This is a genomic window from Mesorhizobium sp. M0243, assembly GCF_040321775.1.
Classification (GTDB): domain Bacteria; phylum Pseudomonadota; class Alphaproteobacteria; order Rhizobiales; family Rhizobiaceae; genus Mesorhizobium.
This window is the reverse complement of record NZ_JAMYSF010000001.1, coordinates 218,215-236,193: the sequence shown is the minus strand read 5'-3', so window position 1 is coordinate 236,193 and position 17,979 is coordinate 218,215. Positions and strand designations below refer to the sequence as shown.

Here is a 17,979-nt window from a genome sequence, read left to right as displayed (position 1 = left end):
CTCCCCGTCAGACGCGTTCGATGATGGTTGCGGTTCCCATGCCAGCGCCGATGCACAGCGTCACCAGAGCGGTGTTGAGATCGCGGCGCTCGAGTTCGTCCAGCACCGTGCCGAAGATCATCGCGCCGGTGGCGCCGAGCGGATGACCCATAGCGATAGCACCGCCATTGACGTTGATCTTGTCGTGATCGATGTCGAACGCCTGCATGTAGCGCAGCACCACCGAAGCGAAGGCTTCGTTGAGCTCGAACAGGTCGATGTCCGAGAGCTTCATCTTGGCGCGCTTCAACAGCTTCTCGGTGACGTCGACCGGGCCGGTCAGCATCAGCACCGGCTCGGAGCCGATGTTGGCGAAGGTGCGGATGCGGGCGCGCGGCTTCAGCCCCATCGCCTTGCCCGCCTTCTTCGAACCGAGCAGCACGGCGGCGGCGCCATCGACGATGCCGGAGGAATTGCCGGCATGATGGACGTGATTGACCTCTTCCACCTCGGGATGCTTCTGCACGGCGACGGCATCGAAGCCGCCCATTTCGCCTGGCATGACGAAGGACGGGTTGAGCGAGGCCAGCGACTGCATGTCGGTGGACGGGCGCATATGTTCGTCATGGTCGAGGATGGTCAGGCCGTTCTGGTCCTTGATCGGGACGACGGAATTCTTGAAGCGGCCATCGGCCCAGGATTTGGCGGCGCGCTTCTGGCTCTCGACCGCATAGGCGTCGACGTCGTCTCTGCTGAAGCCGTATTTGGTGGCGATCAGGTCGGCCGAGATGCCTTGCGGCACGAACCAGCCGGGCAGGCCGACCGAAGGATCCATGAACCAGGCGCCGCCCGAGGCGCCCATGCCGACACGCGACATCGATTCGACGCCGCCGGCAATGACGATCTCATCGGCGCCCTGCGCGATCTTGGCGGCGCCGAAATTGATGGCGTCGAGCCCGGAAGCGCAGAAGCGTGAGATCTGCATGCCGGGCGCCTTGGTGTCGTAGCCGGCCTCGAAGGCGGCGGCGCGCGGAATGACCGAGCCGGCTTCGCCGACCGGATCGACGCAGCCGAAGATGATGTCATCGACATTGCCGGTGTCGAGCCCATTGCGGTCGCGCAGCGCCTCGAGCGTCTTGGCGGCAAGCCGCACCGCCGGCACCTCGTGCAGCGATCCGTCCTTCTTGCCCTTGCCGCGCGGTGTGCGCACAGCGTCATAGACATAAGCTTCAGCCATTTGCTTGCTCCTTGGGTTTGCCGGTCGTCGCCCTCAGAGAGAGCGGCCGATCAGCAATTTCATGATCTCATTGGTGCCGCCGTAGATGCGCTGGACGCGAGCGTCGCGGAACATGCGGGCGATCGGATATTCATTCATGTAGCCATAGCCGCCATGCAGTTGAAGGCATTCGTCGACGACTTTTCCCTGCAGGTCGCTGAGCCAGTACTTGGCCATCGACGCGGTCACAGGATCGAGGCCGCCGGCGATGTGGCGGGTGACGCAATCATTGTAGAAGACGCGGCCGATGGTGGCCTCGGTCTTGAGTTCGGCCAGCTTGAACTGGGTGTTCTGGAAATCGATGATCGCCTTGCCGAACGCCTTGCGCTCCTTGACGTAACGAATAGTCAGCGCCAGCGCCCGCTCGATCATCGCAATGGCGCCGGTGCCGATCTGCAGTCGCTCCTGCGGCAGTTGCTGCATCAACTGGACGAAGCCCTGCCCTTCCTCGTGGCCGAGCAGGTTGGAGGTCGGCACGCGCATGTCGTTGAAGAACAGCTCCGACGTGTCGTTGGCCTTGAGCCCGATCTTGTCGAGGTTACGGCCGCGCTGAAAACCTTCGACCTCGTCGGTCTCGACGACGATCAGCGAGGTGCCCTTGGCGCCCTTCTCCGGATCGGTCTTGGTGACGACGATGATGAAGTTCGCAAGCTGCCCATTGGTGATGAAGGTCTTGGAACCGTTGATCTTGTATTGATTGCCATCCTTCTGCGCCCGCGTCTTGACGCCCTGCAGGTCGGAGCCGGCGCCGGGCTCGGTCATGGCGATGGCGCCGATCAGCTCGCCGGTCGCCAGTTTCGGCAGCCATTTCTTTTTCTGCTCCTCGGAGCCGTAGTGGAGGATATAAGGGGCGACGATCGAATTGTGCAGGCCGATGCCGAACCCGTCGACACCGACATGGCCGATGGCCTCGATGATAGCGCTCTCATGCGCGAATGTGCCGCCGGAACCGCCATATTCCTCCGGCATCGAGGCGCAGAGCAGGCCGGCGGAACCTGCCTTCAGCCAGCTTTCGCGATCGACCATCTCGTTCTTCTCGAACTCGTCGTAGCGCGGCGCGATCTCCTCCGACATGAAGCGATGCGCCATGTCGTAGAGCATGCCGACCTCGTCCGCCGCCCAGGAGGGCTTCGGAAGGCCAAGGATTTCAGCTGGGTTGGTCATGCTGGTATGATACTCCTCCCGAGATGCATCATCGAAACTGAAGCCGGCGCACTGCCGCAACGACCCCTCCCGGCCCTTCGGGCCACCCTCCCCTCGAGAGGGAGGGGGACGCAGGTCATCTTTAGAACGCTTCCGCCGGCAGTGCCATCAATGTGTCGGCGCCGCTCGAAATGCGGGCGAGATGCGCCGACGTCTCCGGCATGATCCGCTCCATGAAGAAGCGCCCCGTCACGACCTTGTTGTCGTAGAAAGCCACGTTGTTTTCATAAGAGGATTGCGCGCCATTGGCGTCAGTCTTGCCAAGTGCCACCTTGGCCATCTGCGCCCACATATAGCCCAGAGCAACCAGGCCGAAGAGATGCATGTAGTCGGTCGAGGCCGCACCGGCATTGTCGGGCTTGGCCATGCCGTTCTGCACCAGCCACATGGTCGCCGCCTGCAAATCGTTGAGACCTTTCTTCAGCGCCTTGGTGAATGGCGCCATCTTCTCGTCGGAGCGGTTCTCCTCGCAGAACTCACCGACCTCCTTGAAGAAGGCCTGCACGGCGCGGCCGCCATTCAGGCCGAGCTTGCGGCCGACGAGGTCGAGCGCCTGGATGCCGTTGGCGCCTTCATAGATCATGGCGATGCGGGCATCGCGCACGAACTGGCTCATGCCATGCTCTTCTATATAGCCGTGACCGCCGAACACCTGCTGCGCCATGACGGCGTGGTCGAACCCTTTGTCCGTGAGCACGCCCTTGACCACCGGTGTCATCAGGCCGGTGTAGTCGTCGGCGGCCTGGCGGTCCTTGTCGTCACCCGAGCGGTGAGCGACATCGGACTTGATCGCCGTCCACAGCGCCAGCGCGCGGCCGGCCTCGTTGAAGGCTTTCATGGTCATCAGGCTGCGGCGGATGTCGGGATGGACGATGATCGGGTCGGCCTTCTTGTCCGGCGCCTTCGGCCCCGACAATGAGCGGCCCTGCAAACGGTCCTTGGCGTAGGACACGGCGTTCTGGTAGGCGATCTCCGACAGCGAAAGCCCCTGCAGGCCGACGCCGAGGCGCGCCTCGTTCATCATCGTGAACATCGCCTTCAGGCCGCCATTGGCCTCGCCGAGCAGCGCGCCCTCAGCCTCGTCATAGTTCATGACGCAGGTCGAATTGCCATGGATGCCCATCTTCTCCTCGATCGAGCCGCAGGAGACGGTGTTCCTGGTGCCCGGATTGCCCGACGGGTCGAGCTTGAGCTTCGGCACGATGAACAGCGAGATGCCCTTGACGCCTTCCGGCGCGCCCTCGATGCGGGCCAGAACCAGATGGACGATGTTGTCCGACATGTCGTGTTCGCCGGCCGAGATGAAGATCTTCTGGCCTGAAATTTTATAGGTGCCATCGCCGTTCGGCACCGCCTTTGTCCGCAACAGGCCGAGATCCGTGCCACAATGCGGCTCTGTCAGGTTCATGGTGCCGGTCCAGGCACCCTCGATCATCCTCGGCAACCATGTCGCCTTCTGCTCGTCGGTGCCGTGGGTGATGATCGCGGCGATCGCACCCTGCGTCAGGCCCGGATACATCATCAAGGACATATTGGCCGAGACCATATATTCGGCGACAGCGGTGTGCACGGCATAGGGCAGGCCCTGGCCGCCGAACTCGACGGGTGCGGCCAATCCCATCCAGCCGCCCTCACGATACTGGTCGAAGGCCTCCTTGAAGCCTTTCGGCGTGGTCACCGAGCCATCGTCGTGACGCACACAGCCTTCCATGTCGCCGACACGGTTCAGCGGATGCATGACGTTTTCGGCGAGCTTGGCGCCTTCGGCGAGGATCGCCTCGAGCACATCGGGCGTGGCATCGGCAAATCCGGGAAGGTTCGAATAACGCTGATAACCCAGAACCTCGTTGAGCACGAACAGCGTATCCTGGACCGGAGCCCTGTATGTCGGCATGCTTTTCTCCACCCTGCAAACCCGGTCCGAATACCCCCAAGACAAGCCAGGGCGGCATGCGGACCCATATTGGGAGCGGATAGCAAAAATTGACGTGTGCGTAAACGTCAATTTTTTCGATGCGACAAGATTCCCCGCCCACTGGAGCAATGAGCGTAGCGGCGCGACGTTGCGCAAGCCAGCGCCGAAAGGCCATAAGAGTGGGCCAGGACAACGAAAAGCCGCGTGGCAGGCCACGCGGCTTTGATCGTCAGACAATTGGCGGAGGACTTAGCTGGCGGCGCTCGCCTGCGGTGCCGAACGCTCGCTCAGCATCTGTCGCACCGCCGACATCGAGCCGCTCAGCTCGTTGATGGCGTCGTCGATCAGCGCCTTTTGCTTCTGCAGGCGGGCAAGCTGCTTTTCCGACTTGTCCAGCGCGAGCTTGAGCTGCTTGGTGTTTGAACCGGTCGGATCGTAGAGATCCATCATCTGCTTGACATCGCGCAGCGAGAATCCAACCTTGCGGCCAAGCAGGATCAGCTTGAGACGGGCCTTGTCGCGGCGCGTGTAGAGACGGGTCGATCCGTCACGCTGCGGGTTGAGCAGGCCTTTGTCTTCGTAGAAACGCAGCGTGCGCAGCGTCACTCCATATTTCTTCGCCATCTCGCCGATGCGGACGAGATCCTCGCCGGCTTCGGCAGACATATTGGTATTGGCCGCGGTCTCGCCGGCCGAGATAAGCTTCATGGTCACTGGCTTCCCCGTCTGGTGGCGTCGCGGTCTCGGACCGTGCGTCGCCTGACTGGAAGCGGGGGCCTGCTTCCAGTCGTGGTTTCAACAAACAAATCGCAAACATGCGCTCAATGCGCCTTTTACGTTTACGTCAATTCTATACCGATTGCCGCATGATGACGCAAGGGCGTTCTGCGCGCCGCCCTTTATGCCGCACCGTCAGGCCGGCAGCCGACATCCTTTCAATTTCTTAAGTTTGGTTAACGCGTTGTTTACCACGTTGGGGGAAATGTGGGCGGGTCGGCTACCCGTGTTTATCCTGTATCGAATTTTTCACGGTTTTTCGGAGCGCGGGCGAGAGCCCGGGAAGCTCGTCTTCCGCCGCGGCATCGCCGCCGGTCGCCTTCGTTCCGATAGGGACCTGGGGGAACTGGCCGCGAGCCAGCCATTCTGAAAGACGGACGCACCGATGAACAGCAAGCGGTCCTATCTCGATACACTCAATGCCGGCAGGCAGCGCAGGCCGCAGACCACGCTCGAGCAGTTGAACCAGTCGCTGGAGACGCTGGAGCAGCGGCTGGAGCGGACGCGCGAGGATCCGATGGCACGTCCCGATCCCCGCCAACCAGATCTGGGCCAAACCGATCCCCGCCAATATGCTGCCGACGCGCGCTATCCCGCCGCCCGGCCCTCTGGCCAGCAGCGCTGGTATGAGGACCCGCAGCCCGCGCCGCGTCCGAAGAGCCCGATGCAGGGAGCCGCCGCTTTCGAGCAGAATTACCAGGCCATTGCCCGCGATATCGATCGCGTGCGCGGCCAGGAGGATGGCGTTGCCATGGTCGGCAAGATCGCCGGCGAATTGCGCGGCATGCGCGAGGAACTGCGCCACCAGATGACCGCAGGTCTGCAGCGGGAATTCGAAGCGCTGCGCAAGGACATCGAGCGGGCTTTCCAGTCAGGCGCAAGGCCCGGTGCTTTGGCCAAGGGCAGTGCTGAACTCGGCCTTGAGTTCGAGCGGCTTTCGGGCGCCATCCAGACACTGGCCGAGAAGAGCGACGACAGAAGCGTCAACATGCTGCGGCTCGAACTCGAACAGGTCAAAGCCGCACTCGACACGCTGGCACGCGAAGAGAGCGTGCAGAAGGTCGACCGCCGCTGGGACGATTTCGATCGCCGCTGGACGGCGTTCGAAGACCGCGTCGACGCCGACCAGCGCAAGCGCTCGGACGACCCGGGCCTGTCTGCTCTGACGGCCCGTCTGGAGCAAATCAGCAATGCCGTCAACAATTTGCCGGAATCGTTGTCGCTGCGCTCGCTGGAGGAGAAGGTGCGCACGCTTGCCGGCGCTGTCGACCATTTCGCCAGCCAGCAGGACAATCGCGGCAGCGACACACTTGGCATGATCGACGAGCGGCTGGACGAGATCTCCCGCGCCATCGTCGCATCCACGGTCGCGGCGCAAGCCAATTCATTCGACCACGAGGCTTTCGAGCGCATCGAGAGGCGGATCGACTCGCTTGCCAGCCAGATCGAGGAAGTGGCGCAGGATCGTCCAGGCAACGCGGTCATGGACCGGCTGAGCACGCTGTCCGGTCGGGTCGACGAGCTCGGCGGTCGCGCCAATCTGCCCGAGCAGGCGATGGAGCGCCTGGCCAAGCAGATCGCACTCATCGCCGACAAGATCGACCAGGCGCCCGCCATGCCTGACGCCGACTACATCTTCCATGGGCTGGAGCAGCGCTTCGACGTGCTGTCGAGCATGATGGAACGCCGCCAGGGTGACGCCATCGAACAGGGCAACATGCTGTTCCGCGATCTCGAGCGCAGACTGGACGAGGTTGCCGACAGGCTCGACCAGCGCATGCCGCAGGTCGACAGCGCCGGCATCATGGAAGCCATCGATGCCCGCTTTACGGCGCTCGCCAAGCGTATGGAAACGCGTGTGCCCGATCCCGCGGGCGAAGCCGCGATCCGCGGCCTGGAGAGCCGGCTCGAAGACATTTCAAGCCGGCTGGACGCGTCGGCCGCACAGGTCGCCGGCATCGATCCGGCGCTGATCCGCAGCCTGGAAGCACAGGTTGCCGGCCTGTCCGCTCATCTTTCCAAGCCCAGCACCCCGCTGCCGGAATTCGAGGACATCAGCCCGCGTCTCAACGAAATTGAAAAGTCGCTCGCAGGAACCCGCGATTCCATCCTTGGCGCGGCGCGCGAAGCGGCCGAGAACGCAGTGCAATCGCTGGCCGGTTCGAGCGCCAATACGACCGCGGTTTCCGGCCTCGCCCAGGATTTGAAGACACTTGAAACGCTGACGCGGCGCTCCGACGAGCGCAATTCGAGAACGTTCGAGGCCATCCACGACACGTTGCTCAAGATCGTCGACCGGCTAGGTTCGCTCGAACCCGGCGAGCCGGTCGAGGCGATGAGCGAATTGCTGGATGCGGCACCGGCCGAGCCGAGCAACTGGCGCGGCGCCCGGCGGCCCAAGATGGCTGTCGACGCGCCGTCGATGGATATCGATCAGCCCCTGCCATTGACCGGGGACATGGCCGATCTCGATGGCCGTGCCGCCGCCATCCTGCGCAACGAGCCGAGTGCGCGTGGCGACCTGGGTACGCGTGGCGACCTGGGTATTGGTATCGGCACGCGCACGCCGGCCGAGGCTGCGGCGGCGGCTGCCATGGCCGCGCTCGGTTCGGACACGATCGCCGAGAAAGGCGAACAGGCAGGCGGCCGCAAGTCGTTGTTCGGTGGCCTGGCTCGCGCCTTCAAGGGCAAGAAGGAGGCGGACATGCCGCCACTGGCCGGCTCGGCGCCGAGTGCCCCGATCCCGAGCGTCGATCTCGACGAGCCGCTCGATCCGAAAATGGCCAACCGGCCGCTGGAGCCCGGCTCCGGCGCACCTGACCTCAATGCCATCATGAAGCGCGTGCGTGACGAGCGCGGCCAGCCGGCCAAGCCCAGCGACACCGATGCCGCCAAATCGGATTTCATCGCCGCGGCCCGGCGCGCGGCGCAGGCCGCGGCCGCCGAGGCCGATGCGCTGAAGCGCCAGTCGACGGTGACCGGACCGGTGAAGGCGCTGCGGATCGGCGACCTGCTCAAGGCACGGCGCAAGCCAATCCTGATGGGGACAACCGCGATCCTGCTGGCGCTGGGCGCTCTGCAACTGGGCAAGGCCTTCTTCGCTGATCCGGCCCAGGTGGCGAGCAACGATGTCGCGCCGATCGTCGCCTCGCTCGATGCCGCGAGCCAGCCAAAGACGGACGCGCAGCCCGCGGCAGTGGAAAGCGCGCCGGACCATGCCGTCAGACAGGCCGAGCCGTCCGCACCGGCAACCAAGGACGACATGGCCGCGCAAAGCATGATTGCCACGCCGTCAGGCGCCGAGCCGTCGATGGGTGCCGCGCCGACCGCCGAGCCGGTTCCGGCGCCCGTCGCCTTGGCCACATCGGCCGATGCGAACCCAGCGGTGTCCGAGACAACAGCCCCGGCTGCGCCGCCCTCGACCGTTCCGGTCGCCCCGGAAGCTGCCGATACCGACACCGGCATCCAGCCTATGGCGGCAGAGCCGACCATCGCCAAGGACACCACGGGCGCGGTTCCGCCGGTGGACGCTTCGCCGGCGACGACGGCAAAGTTCGACATTCCCGCTGACGCCGGCCCGCCCGCCTTGCGTGATGCCGCCGCCGGCGGCGACGCCAAGGCGCTGTTCGAAATCGGCTCGCGCTATGCCGAGTCGCGCGGCGTCAAGGAAGACATGGCGGCAGCGGCCAAGTGGTACGAGAAATCGGCGGAACTCGGCTTCGCGCCGGCCGAATACCGCATCGGAAATTTCTACGAAAAGGGCGTCGGCGTCGCGCGCGACATCAAGAAGGCGAAGACCTGGTACCAGCTTGCCGCAGCACAGGGCAACGCCAGCGGCATGCACAATCTAGCCGTCCTGTTCGCCATGGCGGCAGACGGCGTGACCGACAATGAATCGGCCGCGCACTGGTTCCAGGCGGCGGCCGATGTCGGCGTCAAGGACAGCCAGTTCAACCTCGGCATCCTCGCCGCTAAGGGCGTCGGCATGAAACAGAACCTCGAGGAATCCTACAAATGGTTCGCGCTTGTCGCCAAGACCGGCGACAAGGATGCGGCGGCCAAGCGTGACGAGATCGCCAATGCGCTGCGGCCCGAGCAGCTCGAACGCGCCCGCGCCGCGACTGAGCTGTGGAAGGCCAAGCCGTTGGATGCGGCGGCCAATTCGGCCGACATTCCTGAATCCTGGCAGGACGGCACACCGCAGACGACAGCCAGCATCGACATGAAGAAGGCCGTCCAGAACATCCAGCGCATTCTCAACAAGAACGGCTACGACGCCGGCGGCGCCGACGGCAAGATGGGCCAGAAGACGAAGACCGCGATCATGGCTTTCCAGACCGACAACAAGATGCCGGCGACCGGCGAAGTCGATGAAAAACTGGTCAAGGCGCTGCTGGCGCGCAAATAACGGCGGAGGCGTCGTTTCCACGACGCCTCTGCCACACATTCGCCTGTTAACTGATTGAGATGTTTTTTGTTTCGGCGGCGTAGCGCGGTTTGACTTCGCAGCACCTCCGGCGCAAGAACGAATTGGCTTGTCGGTCCAAGATGCCCGCAACGGTTGCATTCGCCGACGGCAGAACTGATTGAGACTGACGGGTGGGCATCTATCTCCCGATCGCGGAAATTTCCGTCAATATCTTCGTCCTGCTGGCCATGGGCGCGGCGGTGGGTTTCCTGTCGGGCATGTTCGGCGTCGGCGGCGGCTTCCTCATCACGCCGCTGTTGATCTTCTACAACATACCCCCGGCGATCGCTGTCGCCACCGGCGCCAACCAGGTCATCGCCTCCTCCGTCTCCGGCGTCCTTTCGCACATGAAGCGGGGTACGCTCGATTTCAAGCTCGGCGGGGTGTTGCTGGCCGGCGGCATTGTCGGCTCCACCGGCGGCATCTACGTCTTCGCCTTCCTGCGCCGCCTCGGCCAGCTCGACCTGTTCATCTCGCTGCTCTACGTCGTGCTGCTCGGCACCGTCGGCGGGCTGATGTTGGTCGAAAGCGTCAATGCGCTGCGCGCCACGCGCAGCGGTGCGGCGCCGGTGCTGAAGAAATCCGGCCAGCACAACTGGATCCACCGCTTGCCGCTGAAGATGCGGTTCAGGGCGTCAAAACTGTTCGTCAGCGTCATCCCCGTACTTGGCCTTGGCGCCGGTATCGGCTTCCTGTCGTCGATCATGGGCGTCGGCGGCGGCTTCATCATGGTGCCGGCACTGATCTATCTGCTGAAAGTGCCGACCAACGTCGTCATCGGCACCTCGCTGTTCCAGATCATCTTCACCTCCGCCTATACGACGCTGGTCCACGCCACCACCAACCAGACGGTCGATGTCGTGCTGGCCTTCCTGCTGATGGCGGGCGGCGTCGCCGGTGCGCAGTACGGCGCCAAGGCCGGCCAGAGGCTGCGCGGCGAGCAGCTCAGGGCCTTGCTGGCGCTGCTCGTGCTGGCGGTGGCGATACGATTGGCGATCGATCTGTTCGTCACCCCGCCCAACCTCTATTCGCTGTCTGCCGCGGGCCTCAACTGATGAGGGCTCGCAACACATTCGCAACCGCCATTGTCCTGTCGCTGCTTGCGGCCGCCGTGCCGGCGAAGGCACAGGTCCCGCTGACCGAAGGCATCCAGATCGGGCTCTCCACCGACAACGTCTCGATCACCGCCGGCTTTTCCGGGGCCGACCTGACCATCTTCGGTTCGCTGGAAAACCCGGATCCACTCGTCGCGCGCCAAGGCCGTTACGACGTCATCGTCGTGCTCGAAGGTCCGCCCAAGCCGGTGGTGGTGCGCCGCAAGGACAGGGTGCTCGGCGTCTGGGTCAATCTGGACTCCGAGACCTTCGAAAACGTGCCCGTCTCCTATTCGGTGGCGACGACGCGGCCGCTGCAGGACATCACCGAACCCAACAGCTACAAGCAGCTGTCGCTCGGCGCCTCCAACCTCTATATGCAGCCCGCCGATGCCGGCGACAGCCCGGCGACGATCGAGGAGTTCACGGCGGCACTGCGGGAGCGCAAGTCGGCGACCGGCCTCTACAGCGAGAATGTCGGCGGCGTGCAATTTTTGTCGCAGAACCTTTTCCGCGCCACCGTCAGGCTGGCACCGAATGTGCCAGTTGGAACCCATAAAGCCCGCGCGTTCCTGTTCAAGAGCGGCCTGTTCATCAAGGAAAGCTCGGCCCAGCTCGAAATCCGCAAATCCGGTTTCGAGCAGTCGATCTTCCGTGTCGCGCACAATTATTCGTTCCTCTATGGCGTCTTCGCGATATCGCTGGCCATGCTGACTGGCTGGCTTGGAAGGCTGATCTTCCGGCGGGACTAATGCATGTCGCCCAAAAGTGGCCCCGGTTTTGGGAGAACGACATGCATCGAATCAAGACCTGAAGTGCGTCGCGTGAATCCGCTCAAACGCGACGCACTTCAGAACTTTCCCGAAAAGTGGTTTCCCTTTGCCGAGGCATGCGGTAGACCGCGCTCCCCGGCCAAATGGCACACACAAACAATTCGGTTCGGCAGAGCAGCCCGTCCCCGGACAGCGCGCGATTTCTCATGGCGCCTCTTGGCTCGCCGACGACAAATACAGGAACTTGTCATGCGACCAGCCTTCGGCGGCATCGACTTCGGGACTTCGAACTCCACCGTTGGCGTGGTCCGCAACGGGCAGCCGCGGCTCGTCGTGCTTGAGGACGGCCAGGTGACGCTACCCAGTGCCGTATTCTTCAACTTCGAGGACAACCGCACCTGCTTTGGCCGCCACGCCATCGCCAACTACACCGACAGCGTCGAAGGCCGGCTGATGCGTTCTCTGAAGAGCGTGCTCGGCAGTTCGCTGGCCCATGAAAAGACCCGCATCAAATCGCGGTCGATCGGCTTCATGGAGATCGTCGGCATGTTCCTCGGCCATCTCAAGAAGAGGCTGGAAGCAGATGCCGGCGATACGGTCGAGACCGTCGTGCTTGGCCGGCCGGTGCAATTCGTCGATGACGATGCCGAGGCCGACGCGAAGGCGCAAAGCGAACTCGAGAACGCCGCGTGTGCCCAGGGCTTCAAGCACATCGCTTTCCAGTTCGAGCCGATCGCGGCGGCGCTCGACTACGAGCAGAAGGTGACGCGCGAGGAACTGGCGCTGATCATCGATATGGGCGGCGGCACGTCGGACTTCTCGATCGTGCGCGTTTCACCGCAGCGCTCCCGGTCGCTCGACCGCAAGGACGACATCCTGGCCAGCCGGGGCGTCCACATCGGCGGCACGGATTTCGATCGGCAGCTGAGCATCGCCCATGTGATGCCGCAGCTCGGCTATTTGACGCCAACCAAGGACGGCAAGCGCAATCTGCCGGCAAGCTACTTCATCGATCTGGCGACATGGCAGCGCATCAATCTGGTCTACACCGCCAGGGCGATGACGCATCTGCGCCAGATCCGCTACGAGGCCGAGCGCGCCGACCTGGTCGGCCGTTTCATCCACATCGTCGAACACCGCTATGGACACGCGCTGGCGGCACTCGTCGAGAAGGCCAAGATACAGCTGACCGACAGATCGTCCGCAGATGTCGTGGTGAAGCTGCCGGGTGCGGAGTTCGCCGCCGAAATCACGCGCAACGGGCTGGATGCCACGATCGCCAGGGATATCGAGCGTGTCACAGCAACGGTGGCGCAGACCATCCGTGACGCTGAGGTGAAGCCATCCGACATCACCGCGGTGTTCCTGACTGGCGGATCGACCGCGATCCCGCTGGCCAGACGAGAAATCCTGTCGCTGGTGCCGCAGGCGTCCGTCATCGAAGGCGACATGTTCGGCTCGGTCGGACTTGGGCTGGCGCTAGATGCCCAACGGAAGTTCGGCTGATCAGGGTCCATTGATATTCAGGTGATGCCGGCCTGCAAATGGCTGGTACCTGCGCTTCCGGTGCTCACGTACTTTAAGTACGCTCCGCTCCGGTTCTCGGCGTCAGCCATTTTCGACTCGGCCTGACCTGAATCTCAACGGACCCTATCTTGGCGCGGACCCGTTCATCTCCGTACCCAGATGTGCCTTGAGCGCCATCTGGGCCAGGCTTGCCTGGCGATCGCGATGAGTGATCATGGCGAAGTCGCGTTTCGGCAGTTCGAGCGGCACCGATCTCAGACCGCCTTCGGCCACGGCGCGGGCCACGACAAGCTCCGAAATGATGGTGGCGCCGGCTCCTGCCTCGACCGCCTGGCGGATAGCCTCATTACTCGGCAGCACCAGGAATATCTGGAGGTCGGCGAGCGAAATCCCTTCGTGGCGCGCCAGATCCTCCAGCACCTCGCGCGTACCCGAACCACCCTCGCGGATGATCCAGCGCAGGCCCTTGATGTCAGGGCGGCCGGGCGCGACTTCGGGGATCTCCGGATGCGCGCTGGCAACCACCAGCATCAGCCTGTCGACGTCGACCTTGGCGCGGCGCAATATGTCGGACTCGGTGCGGCCTTCGACCAGGCCGAGATCCGCGGCGCCATCGAGGACATTGGCCTCGACCTGCCTGGTGTTGCCGATGGAGACGCTTAGCCTGACGGCCGGATAGGCTTCGTGGAAGGAAGCCAGCCGGCGCGGCAGCCAATAGCTGGCGATGGTCTGGCTGGCGGCGATCGAGAGGCTGCCGGTGACGGTCTGTGAGACATGCTCCAGCACATTGCGCGCGGCGGCGGCCCGCTCGAGCACGGCCTTGGCCTCCGGCAGGAACCGGTGGCCGGTCTGGGCAAGCTCGATGTTGCGGCCGACGCGGTTGAACAGATGGACGCCGTGCTGTTCTTCAAGCGCCCGGATGGCGGCCGATGCGGCCGACTGCGAAATGCCCAGCAGTTCCGCCGCCTTGGTCATATGGCCGCGCTCTGCGACGGCGACGAAAATCCGCAACTGGTCCAGGGTCATGTCTGCATTAAGAACCAATATCGATCGAATTTACAAGAACAACTGATTAGACGGATCGATAGCTTTATTCTAAGTTTTTGGGTGAAGTTAGAAAAAATTCGCCGAGAGATCGCAGAGAGCAGAATGGTCGGGCGGTTCAGATCCCTGCTTGCGCATTGGACCCGCGGCATAAGACGGCGGCTGGCCGGCGATCGCTACCACCCGGAAGAGCATTACATGCGCGGCCCCGGACCGAAGACGCGGGCCAAATCCATGGGCCGTACAGGCGCCACCGGATCATGATGCAGGGACCGCCGCGCGGCGCGAATTCGGCACCATCGCAACGCCCGCTTGCCGACACGCGAGCGCCTGACGAAGGCGACGGCGTCGACACCTCGCCTGATGTTTCCGACAGCATCGCCAAGACGACCTGCTACATGTGCGCCTGCCGCTGCGGCATCGATGTGCACATCAAGGATGGCAAGGTCCGCTACATCAACGGCAACAAGGACCACCCGGTCAATCGCGGCGTGATCTGCGGCAAGGGCAGCTCCGGCATCATGCAGCACTACAGTCCGGCAAGGCTGAAGAAGCCGCTGCTGCGCACCGGCCTGCGCGGCTCTGGCGAGTTCCGCGAGATCGAATGGGAAGAGGCGTTTTCGATCGCCACCGAACGGCTCTCGGCGATCCGCCGGACCGACCCCAAGAAACTGGCCTTCTTCACCGGCCGCGATCAGTCGCAGTCGCTGACCGGCTGGTGGGCGAGCCAGTTCGGCACGCCGAACTTTGCCGCCCATGGCGGCTTCTGCTCGGTCAACATGGCGGCCGGCGGTCTCTACACGATCGGCGGTTCGTTCTGGGAATTCGGTGAGCCCGACTGGGACAACACCCGGTATTTCATGCTGTTCGGCGTCGCCGAGGATCACGATTCCAACCCGATCAAGATCGGCCTCGGCAAACTCAAGGCGCGCGGCGCCAAGGTCGTCTCGATCAACCCGTGCCGCACCGGCTACAATGCCATCGCAGACGACTGGATCGGCATTCGGCCCGGCACCGATGGGCTGTTCGTATTCGCCCTCATCCACGAATTGCTCAAGGCGGGCCGCGTCGATCTCGATTATCTGCTGCGCTACACCAATGCCCATGTTCTCGTCGTGCAGGAGTCGGGTGCCGCCGATGACGGGCTGTTCGTGCGCGACGCCGACGGAAATCCCCTGGCGTGGGACAGGGTTGCGAAGACGCCTGTCGGCGCCACTGATGCCAGTGCGAAGCCGGCACTGACGGGCAGCTTCACGATCGGCGGGCGCCACTGCGTCCCGGTGTTTCAGCTCATCGCCGACCGCTACCTCGATGAGAGCTATGCGCCGGACGCGGTCGCCGAGCGTTGCGGCATTGCCGCCGATACGATCCGCAGGATCGCCGCCGAACTTGCGCATGTCGCCTTCGAACAGACGATCGAACTGCCGATCGCCTGGACCGACTGGGCCGGGCGCCGGCACGAGACCATCAAAGGGCGGCCTGTCTCGATGCACGCCATGCGCGGCATCTCGGCCCATTCGAACGGCTTTCACACCTGCCGCGCCATCCATCTCCTCCAAGTGTTGCTGGGCACGGTGGATGTTCCCGGCGGTTTCCGTTTCAAGCCGCCCTACCCCCGCTCCGCTCCGCCAGGACCGAAGCCGGCCGGCAAAACCGTCAAGCCGATGACGCCGCTTGACGGCATGCCACTCGGTTTCGTCTGCGGGCCGGACGATTTGCTTGTCGATGAGGCCGGCACACCGCTTCGTATCGACAAGGCTTATTCCTGGGACGCGCCGCTGGCCGCGCACGGCCTGATGCACACCGTCATCCGCAATGCCTGGGCCGGCGACCCGTACCCGATCGATACGCTGATGATGTATATGTCGAACATGGCGTGGAATTCCTCGATGAACACCGTTGAGACCATTGCCATGCTGACCGACAGCGACGAAGCGGGCAACTACAAGATTCCCTTCATCATCTATTCCGATGCCTATTATTCCGAGACCGTGCCGTTCGCCGACCTGGTGCTGCCGGATACCACCTATCTCGAGCGGCATGATTGCATCAGCCTGCTCGACCGGCCCATCAGCCATGCCGACGGACCGGGCGACGCCATCCGCTATCCCGTCGTCGAGCCGGACCGCGACGTCAGGCCGTTCCAGTCGGTGCTGATCGAACTCGGCGCCCGGCTCGGCATGCCCGGTTTCGTCGATGAGGACGGCACGGCCAAATACCGCGACTACGCCGACTACATCGTCAATCATGAGCGCACGCCCGGCATCGGCCCGCTCGCCGGCTGGCGCGGCAAGGATGGGACCTCGACCGGCAGGGGCGAGGCCAACCCGGATCAGTTGCAGCGCTACATCGACAATGGCGGCTTCTGGCATCACGATTTCGCCGACGACCAGCGCTACTATAAGATGGCCAACCGCTCCTATCTCGACTTCGCGGTGCAGATGGGCTTCATCCCCAAGGCGGAGCCAATCGTCTTCCAGCTCTATTGCGAGCCGATGCAGCGCTTCCGCCTCGCCGCGCGTGGGTATGGCCCCGTATTGCCGCCAAAGGGCGATCGCCAGCGCATCGAGACCTACATGGACCCGCTGCCCTTCTGGTACATGCCCTTCGAGGAAGCGGTCGTCGACCTCGAAAAATATCCGCTGCATGCGCTGACGCAGAGGCCCATGCACATGTACCATTCCTGGGGATCGCAGAATGCGTGGCTGCGGCAGATCACCAGCCAGAACCGGCTGTTCGTGCATCACCGGACGGCAGCCGGCCTTGGCCTTGTCGATGACGACTGGGTGTGGATCGAAAGCATCAACGGCAGGGTGAAGGGGCAGATCAAGCTGATCGACGGGGTCAACGAAAGCACGGTCTGGACCTGGAACGCCATCGGCAAGCGGCGCGGCAGCTGGGGGCTGAAGGACGACGCGGCCGAGAGCAACCGTGGCTTCCTGCTCAACCATATCATCGGCGACCAGACCTCGGCCGATGCACAGGGCAAACGCTATTCGAATTCCGATCCGGTCACAGGCCAGGCCGCATGGTTCGACCTGCGCGTGCGCATCGTCAAATGCGCTGTCGAGGAAGCCGGCTTCACCGAGCCGCAATTCGAGCGTTTCCGGCAGCCGCCGCATTTCGAACCCTCACCCGACATCCTTCGCTTCGGTGCCGAATTCCGCAGGGCAAGAGAGGCGACCGAATGACCTGTCTGCCAAGCCAAAGCGGCAAGAAGCTCGGCCTCGTCATCGATCTCGACACCTGCGTCGGCTGCCAGGCCTGCGTCACCGCCTGCAAGGAATGGAACACCGGCGGCCACATGGCACCGCTGACCGACATCGACCCCTATGGCGGCCATGTCGACGGCGTCTGGTTCAACCGCGTGCACGCTTACGAGCACACGACCGAGATGGGCGGGCGCACCGTCAATTTTCCGCGTTCCTGCCTGCATTGCGAGACACCGGCCTGCGTCACCGTCTGCCCGACCGGCGCCTCCTACAAGCGGGCCTCGGACGGCATCGTGCTGATCGACGAGGACAAGTGCATCGGCTGCAAATTGTGCAGCTGGGCCTGTCCCTATGGCGCGCGAGAATTCGATACGGACGTCGGGGTGATGAAGAAGTGCACGCTGTGCGTCGACCGCATCTACAATGACAATCTGGCCGAAGAGGACCGCGTACCGGCCTGCGTCGCCGCCTGCCCGACCAGCGCCCGGCATTTCGGCGATCTCGGCGATCCCCTATCGGCGGTTTCGCAACTGGTGGCGGAGCGTGGCGGCGTCGACCTGATGCCTGAGCTCGGCTATCGCCCGACCAACAAATACCTGCCGCCGCGCGCCCACACCACGCGCGCCGCATCGGTGGCAGCACCCGCACTCGAACCGGTGCGGGCCGAAGGCGGTTTCCTCGGCTGGGTCGACCGCATGCTTTCGAACTGAC

At 63.7% G+C, this 17,979-nt stretch carries 11 protein-coding genes; 6 read left to right on the top strand and 5 right to left on the bottom strand.

The annotated features are described in order from the left end of the window. Positions 1-7: 7 nt before the first annotated feature. The 4 genes from NKJ11_RS01075 to NKJ11_RS01060 all read right to left on the bottom strand — a co-directional run bounded on the left by NKJ11_RS01075 (position 8) and on the right by NKJ11_RS01060 (position 5,081). A complete protein-coding gene (locus NKJ11_RS01075) occupies positions 8-1,216 on the bottom strand; it encodes an acetyl-CoA C-acetyltransferase (RefSeq protein ID WP_127295300.1) in 1,209 nt (402 codons plus the stop codon). Positions 1,217-1,249: 33 nt separating this feature from the next. Beyond that, positions 1,250-2,419 (bottom strand): acyl-CoA dehydrogenase family protein, encoded by a 1,170-nt coding sequence (locus NKJ11_RS01070; protein WP_352631071.1) that lies wholly within the window; start codon positions 2,417-2,419, stop codon positions 1,250-1,252. Positions 2,420-2,540: 121 nt separating this feature from the next. After that, positions 2,541-4,352, bottom strand: a complete 1,812-nt coding sequence (locus NKJ11_RS01065; protein ID WP_352610735.1) for an acyl-CoA dehydrogenase — start codon at positions 4,350-4,352, stop codon at positions 2,541-2,543. 270 nt (positions 4,353-4,622) lie between these two features. Continuing rightward, positions 4,623-5,081, bottom strand: a complete 459-nt coding sequence (locus tag NKJ11_RS01060) for a MerR family transcriptional regulator (protein ID WP_128304373.1) — start codon at positions 5,079-5,081, stop codon at positions 4,623-4,625. 454 nt (positions 5,082-5,535) lie between these two features. Here NKJ11_RS01060 and NKJ11_RS01055 point away from each other — a divergent pair, with 454 nt between their 5' ends. From NKJ11_RS01055 to NKJ11_RS01040, 4 genes are all read left to right on the top strand, one after another. Next, positions 5,536-9,558 carry a peptidoglycan-binding protein gene (locus NKJ11_RS01055; RefSeq protein WP_352792510.1) on the top strand — a complete coding sequence of 1,341 codons (4,023 nt, stop codon included), beginning with the start codon at positions 5,536-5,538 and terminating at the stop codon, positions 9,556-9,558. A 191-nt stretch (positions 9,559-9,749) separates the two neighbouring features. Next, positions 9,750-10,673, top strand: coding sequence for a sulfite exporter TauE/SafE family protein (locus NKJ11_RS01050; RefSeq protein ID WP_023811359.1), 924 nt, complete (start codon positions 9,750-9,752; stop codon positions 10,671-10,673). Next, positions 10,673-11,464, top strand: coding sequence for a TIGR02186 family protein (locus tag NKJ11_RS01045; RefSeq protein ID WP_027161734.1), 792 nt, complete (start codon positions 10,673-10,675; stop codon positions 11,462-11,464). The genes NKJ11_RS01050 and NKJ11_RS01045 overlap by 1 nt, the downstream gene beginning before the upstream one ends. Positions 11,465-11,734: 270 nt before the next feature. Further along, positions 11,735-12,991 (top strand): Hsp70 family protein, encoded by a 1,257-nt coding sequence (locus NKJ11_RS01040; protein ID WP_352610738.1) that lies wholly within the window; start codon positions 11,735-11,737, stop codon positions 12,989-12,991. 144 nt (positions 12,992-13,135) lie between these two features. On the opposite strand, the gene NKJ11_RS01035 is transcribed toward NKJ11_RS01040, so the two are convergent. Beyond that, the gene (locus NKJ11_RS01035; protein ID WP_128304351.1) at positions 13,136-14,038 is read right to left on the bottom strand and encodes a LysR substrate-binding domain-containing protein; all 903 of its coding nucleotides are present in this window, start codon (positions 14,036-14,038) and stop codon (positions 13,136-13,138) included. A gap of 278 nt (positions 14,039-14,316) precedes the next feature. On the opposite strand from NKJ11_RS01035, the gene NKJ11_RS01030 reads away from it, so the two are divergent. Both NKJ11_RS01030 and NKJ11_RS01025 read left to right on the top strand, forming a co-directional pair. Next, positions 14,317-17,247 carry a molybdopterin oxidoreductase family protein gene (locus tag NKJ11_RS01030; RefSeq protein ID WP_164892953.1) on the top strand — a complete coding sequence of 977 codons (2,931 nt, stop codon included), beginning with the start codon at positions 14,317-14,319 and terminating at the stop codon, positions 17,245-17,247. Beyond that, positions 17,244-17,978, top strand: a complete 735-nt coding sequence (locus NKJ11_RS01025; protein WP_023811364.1) for a 4Fe-4S dicluster domain-containing protein — start codon at positions 17,244-17,246, stop codon at positions 17,976-17,978. The genes NKJ11_RS01030 and NKJ11_RS01025 overlap by 4 nt, the downstream gene beginning before the upstream one ends. Position 17,979 lies beyond the last annotated feature (1 nt).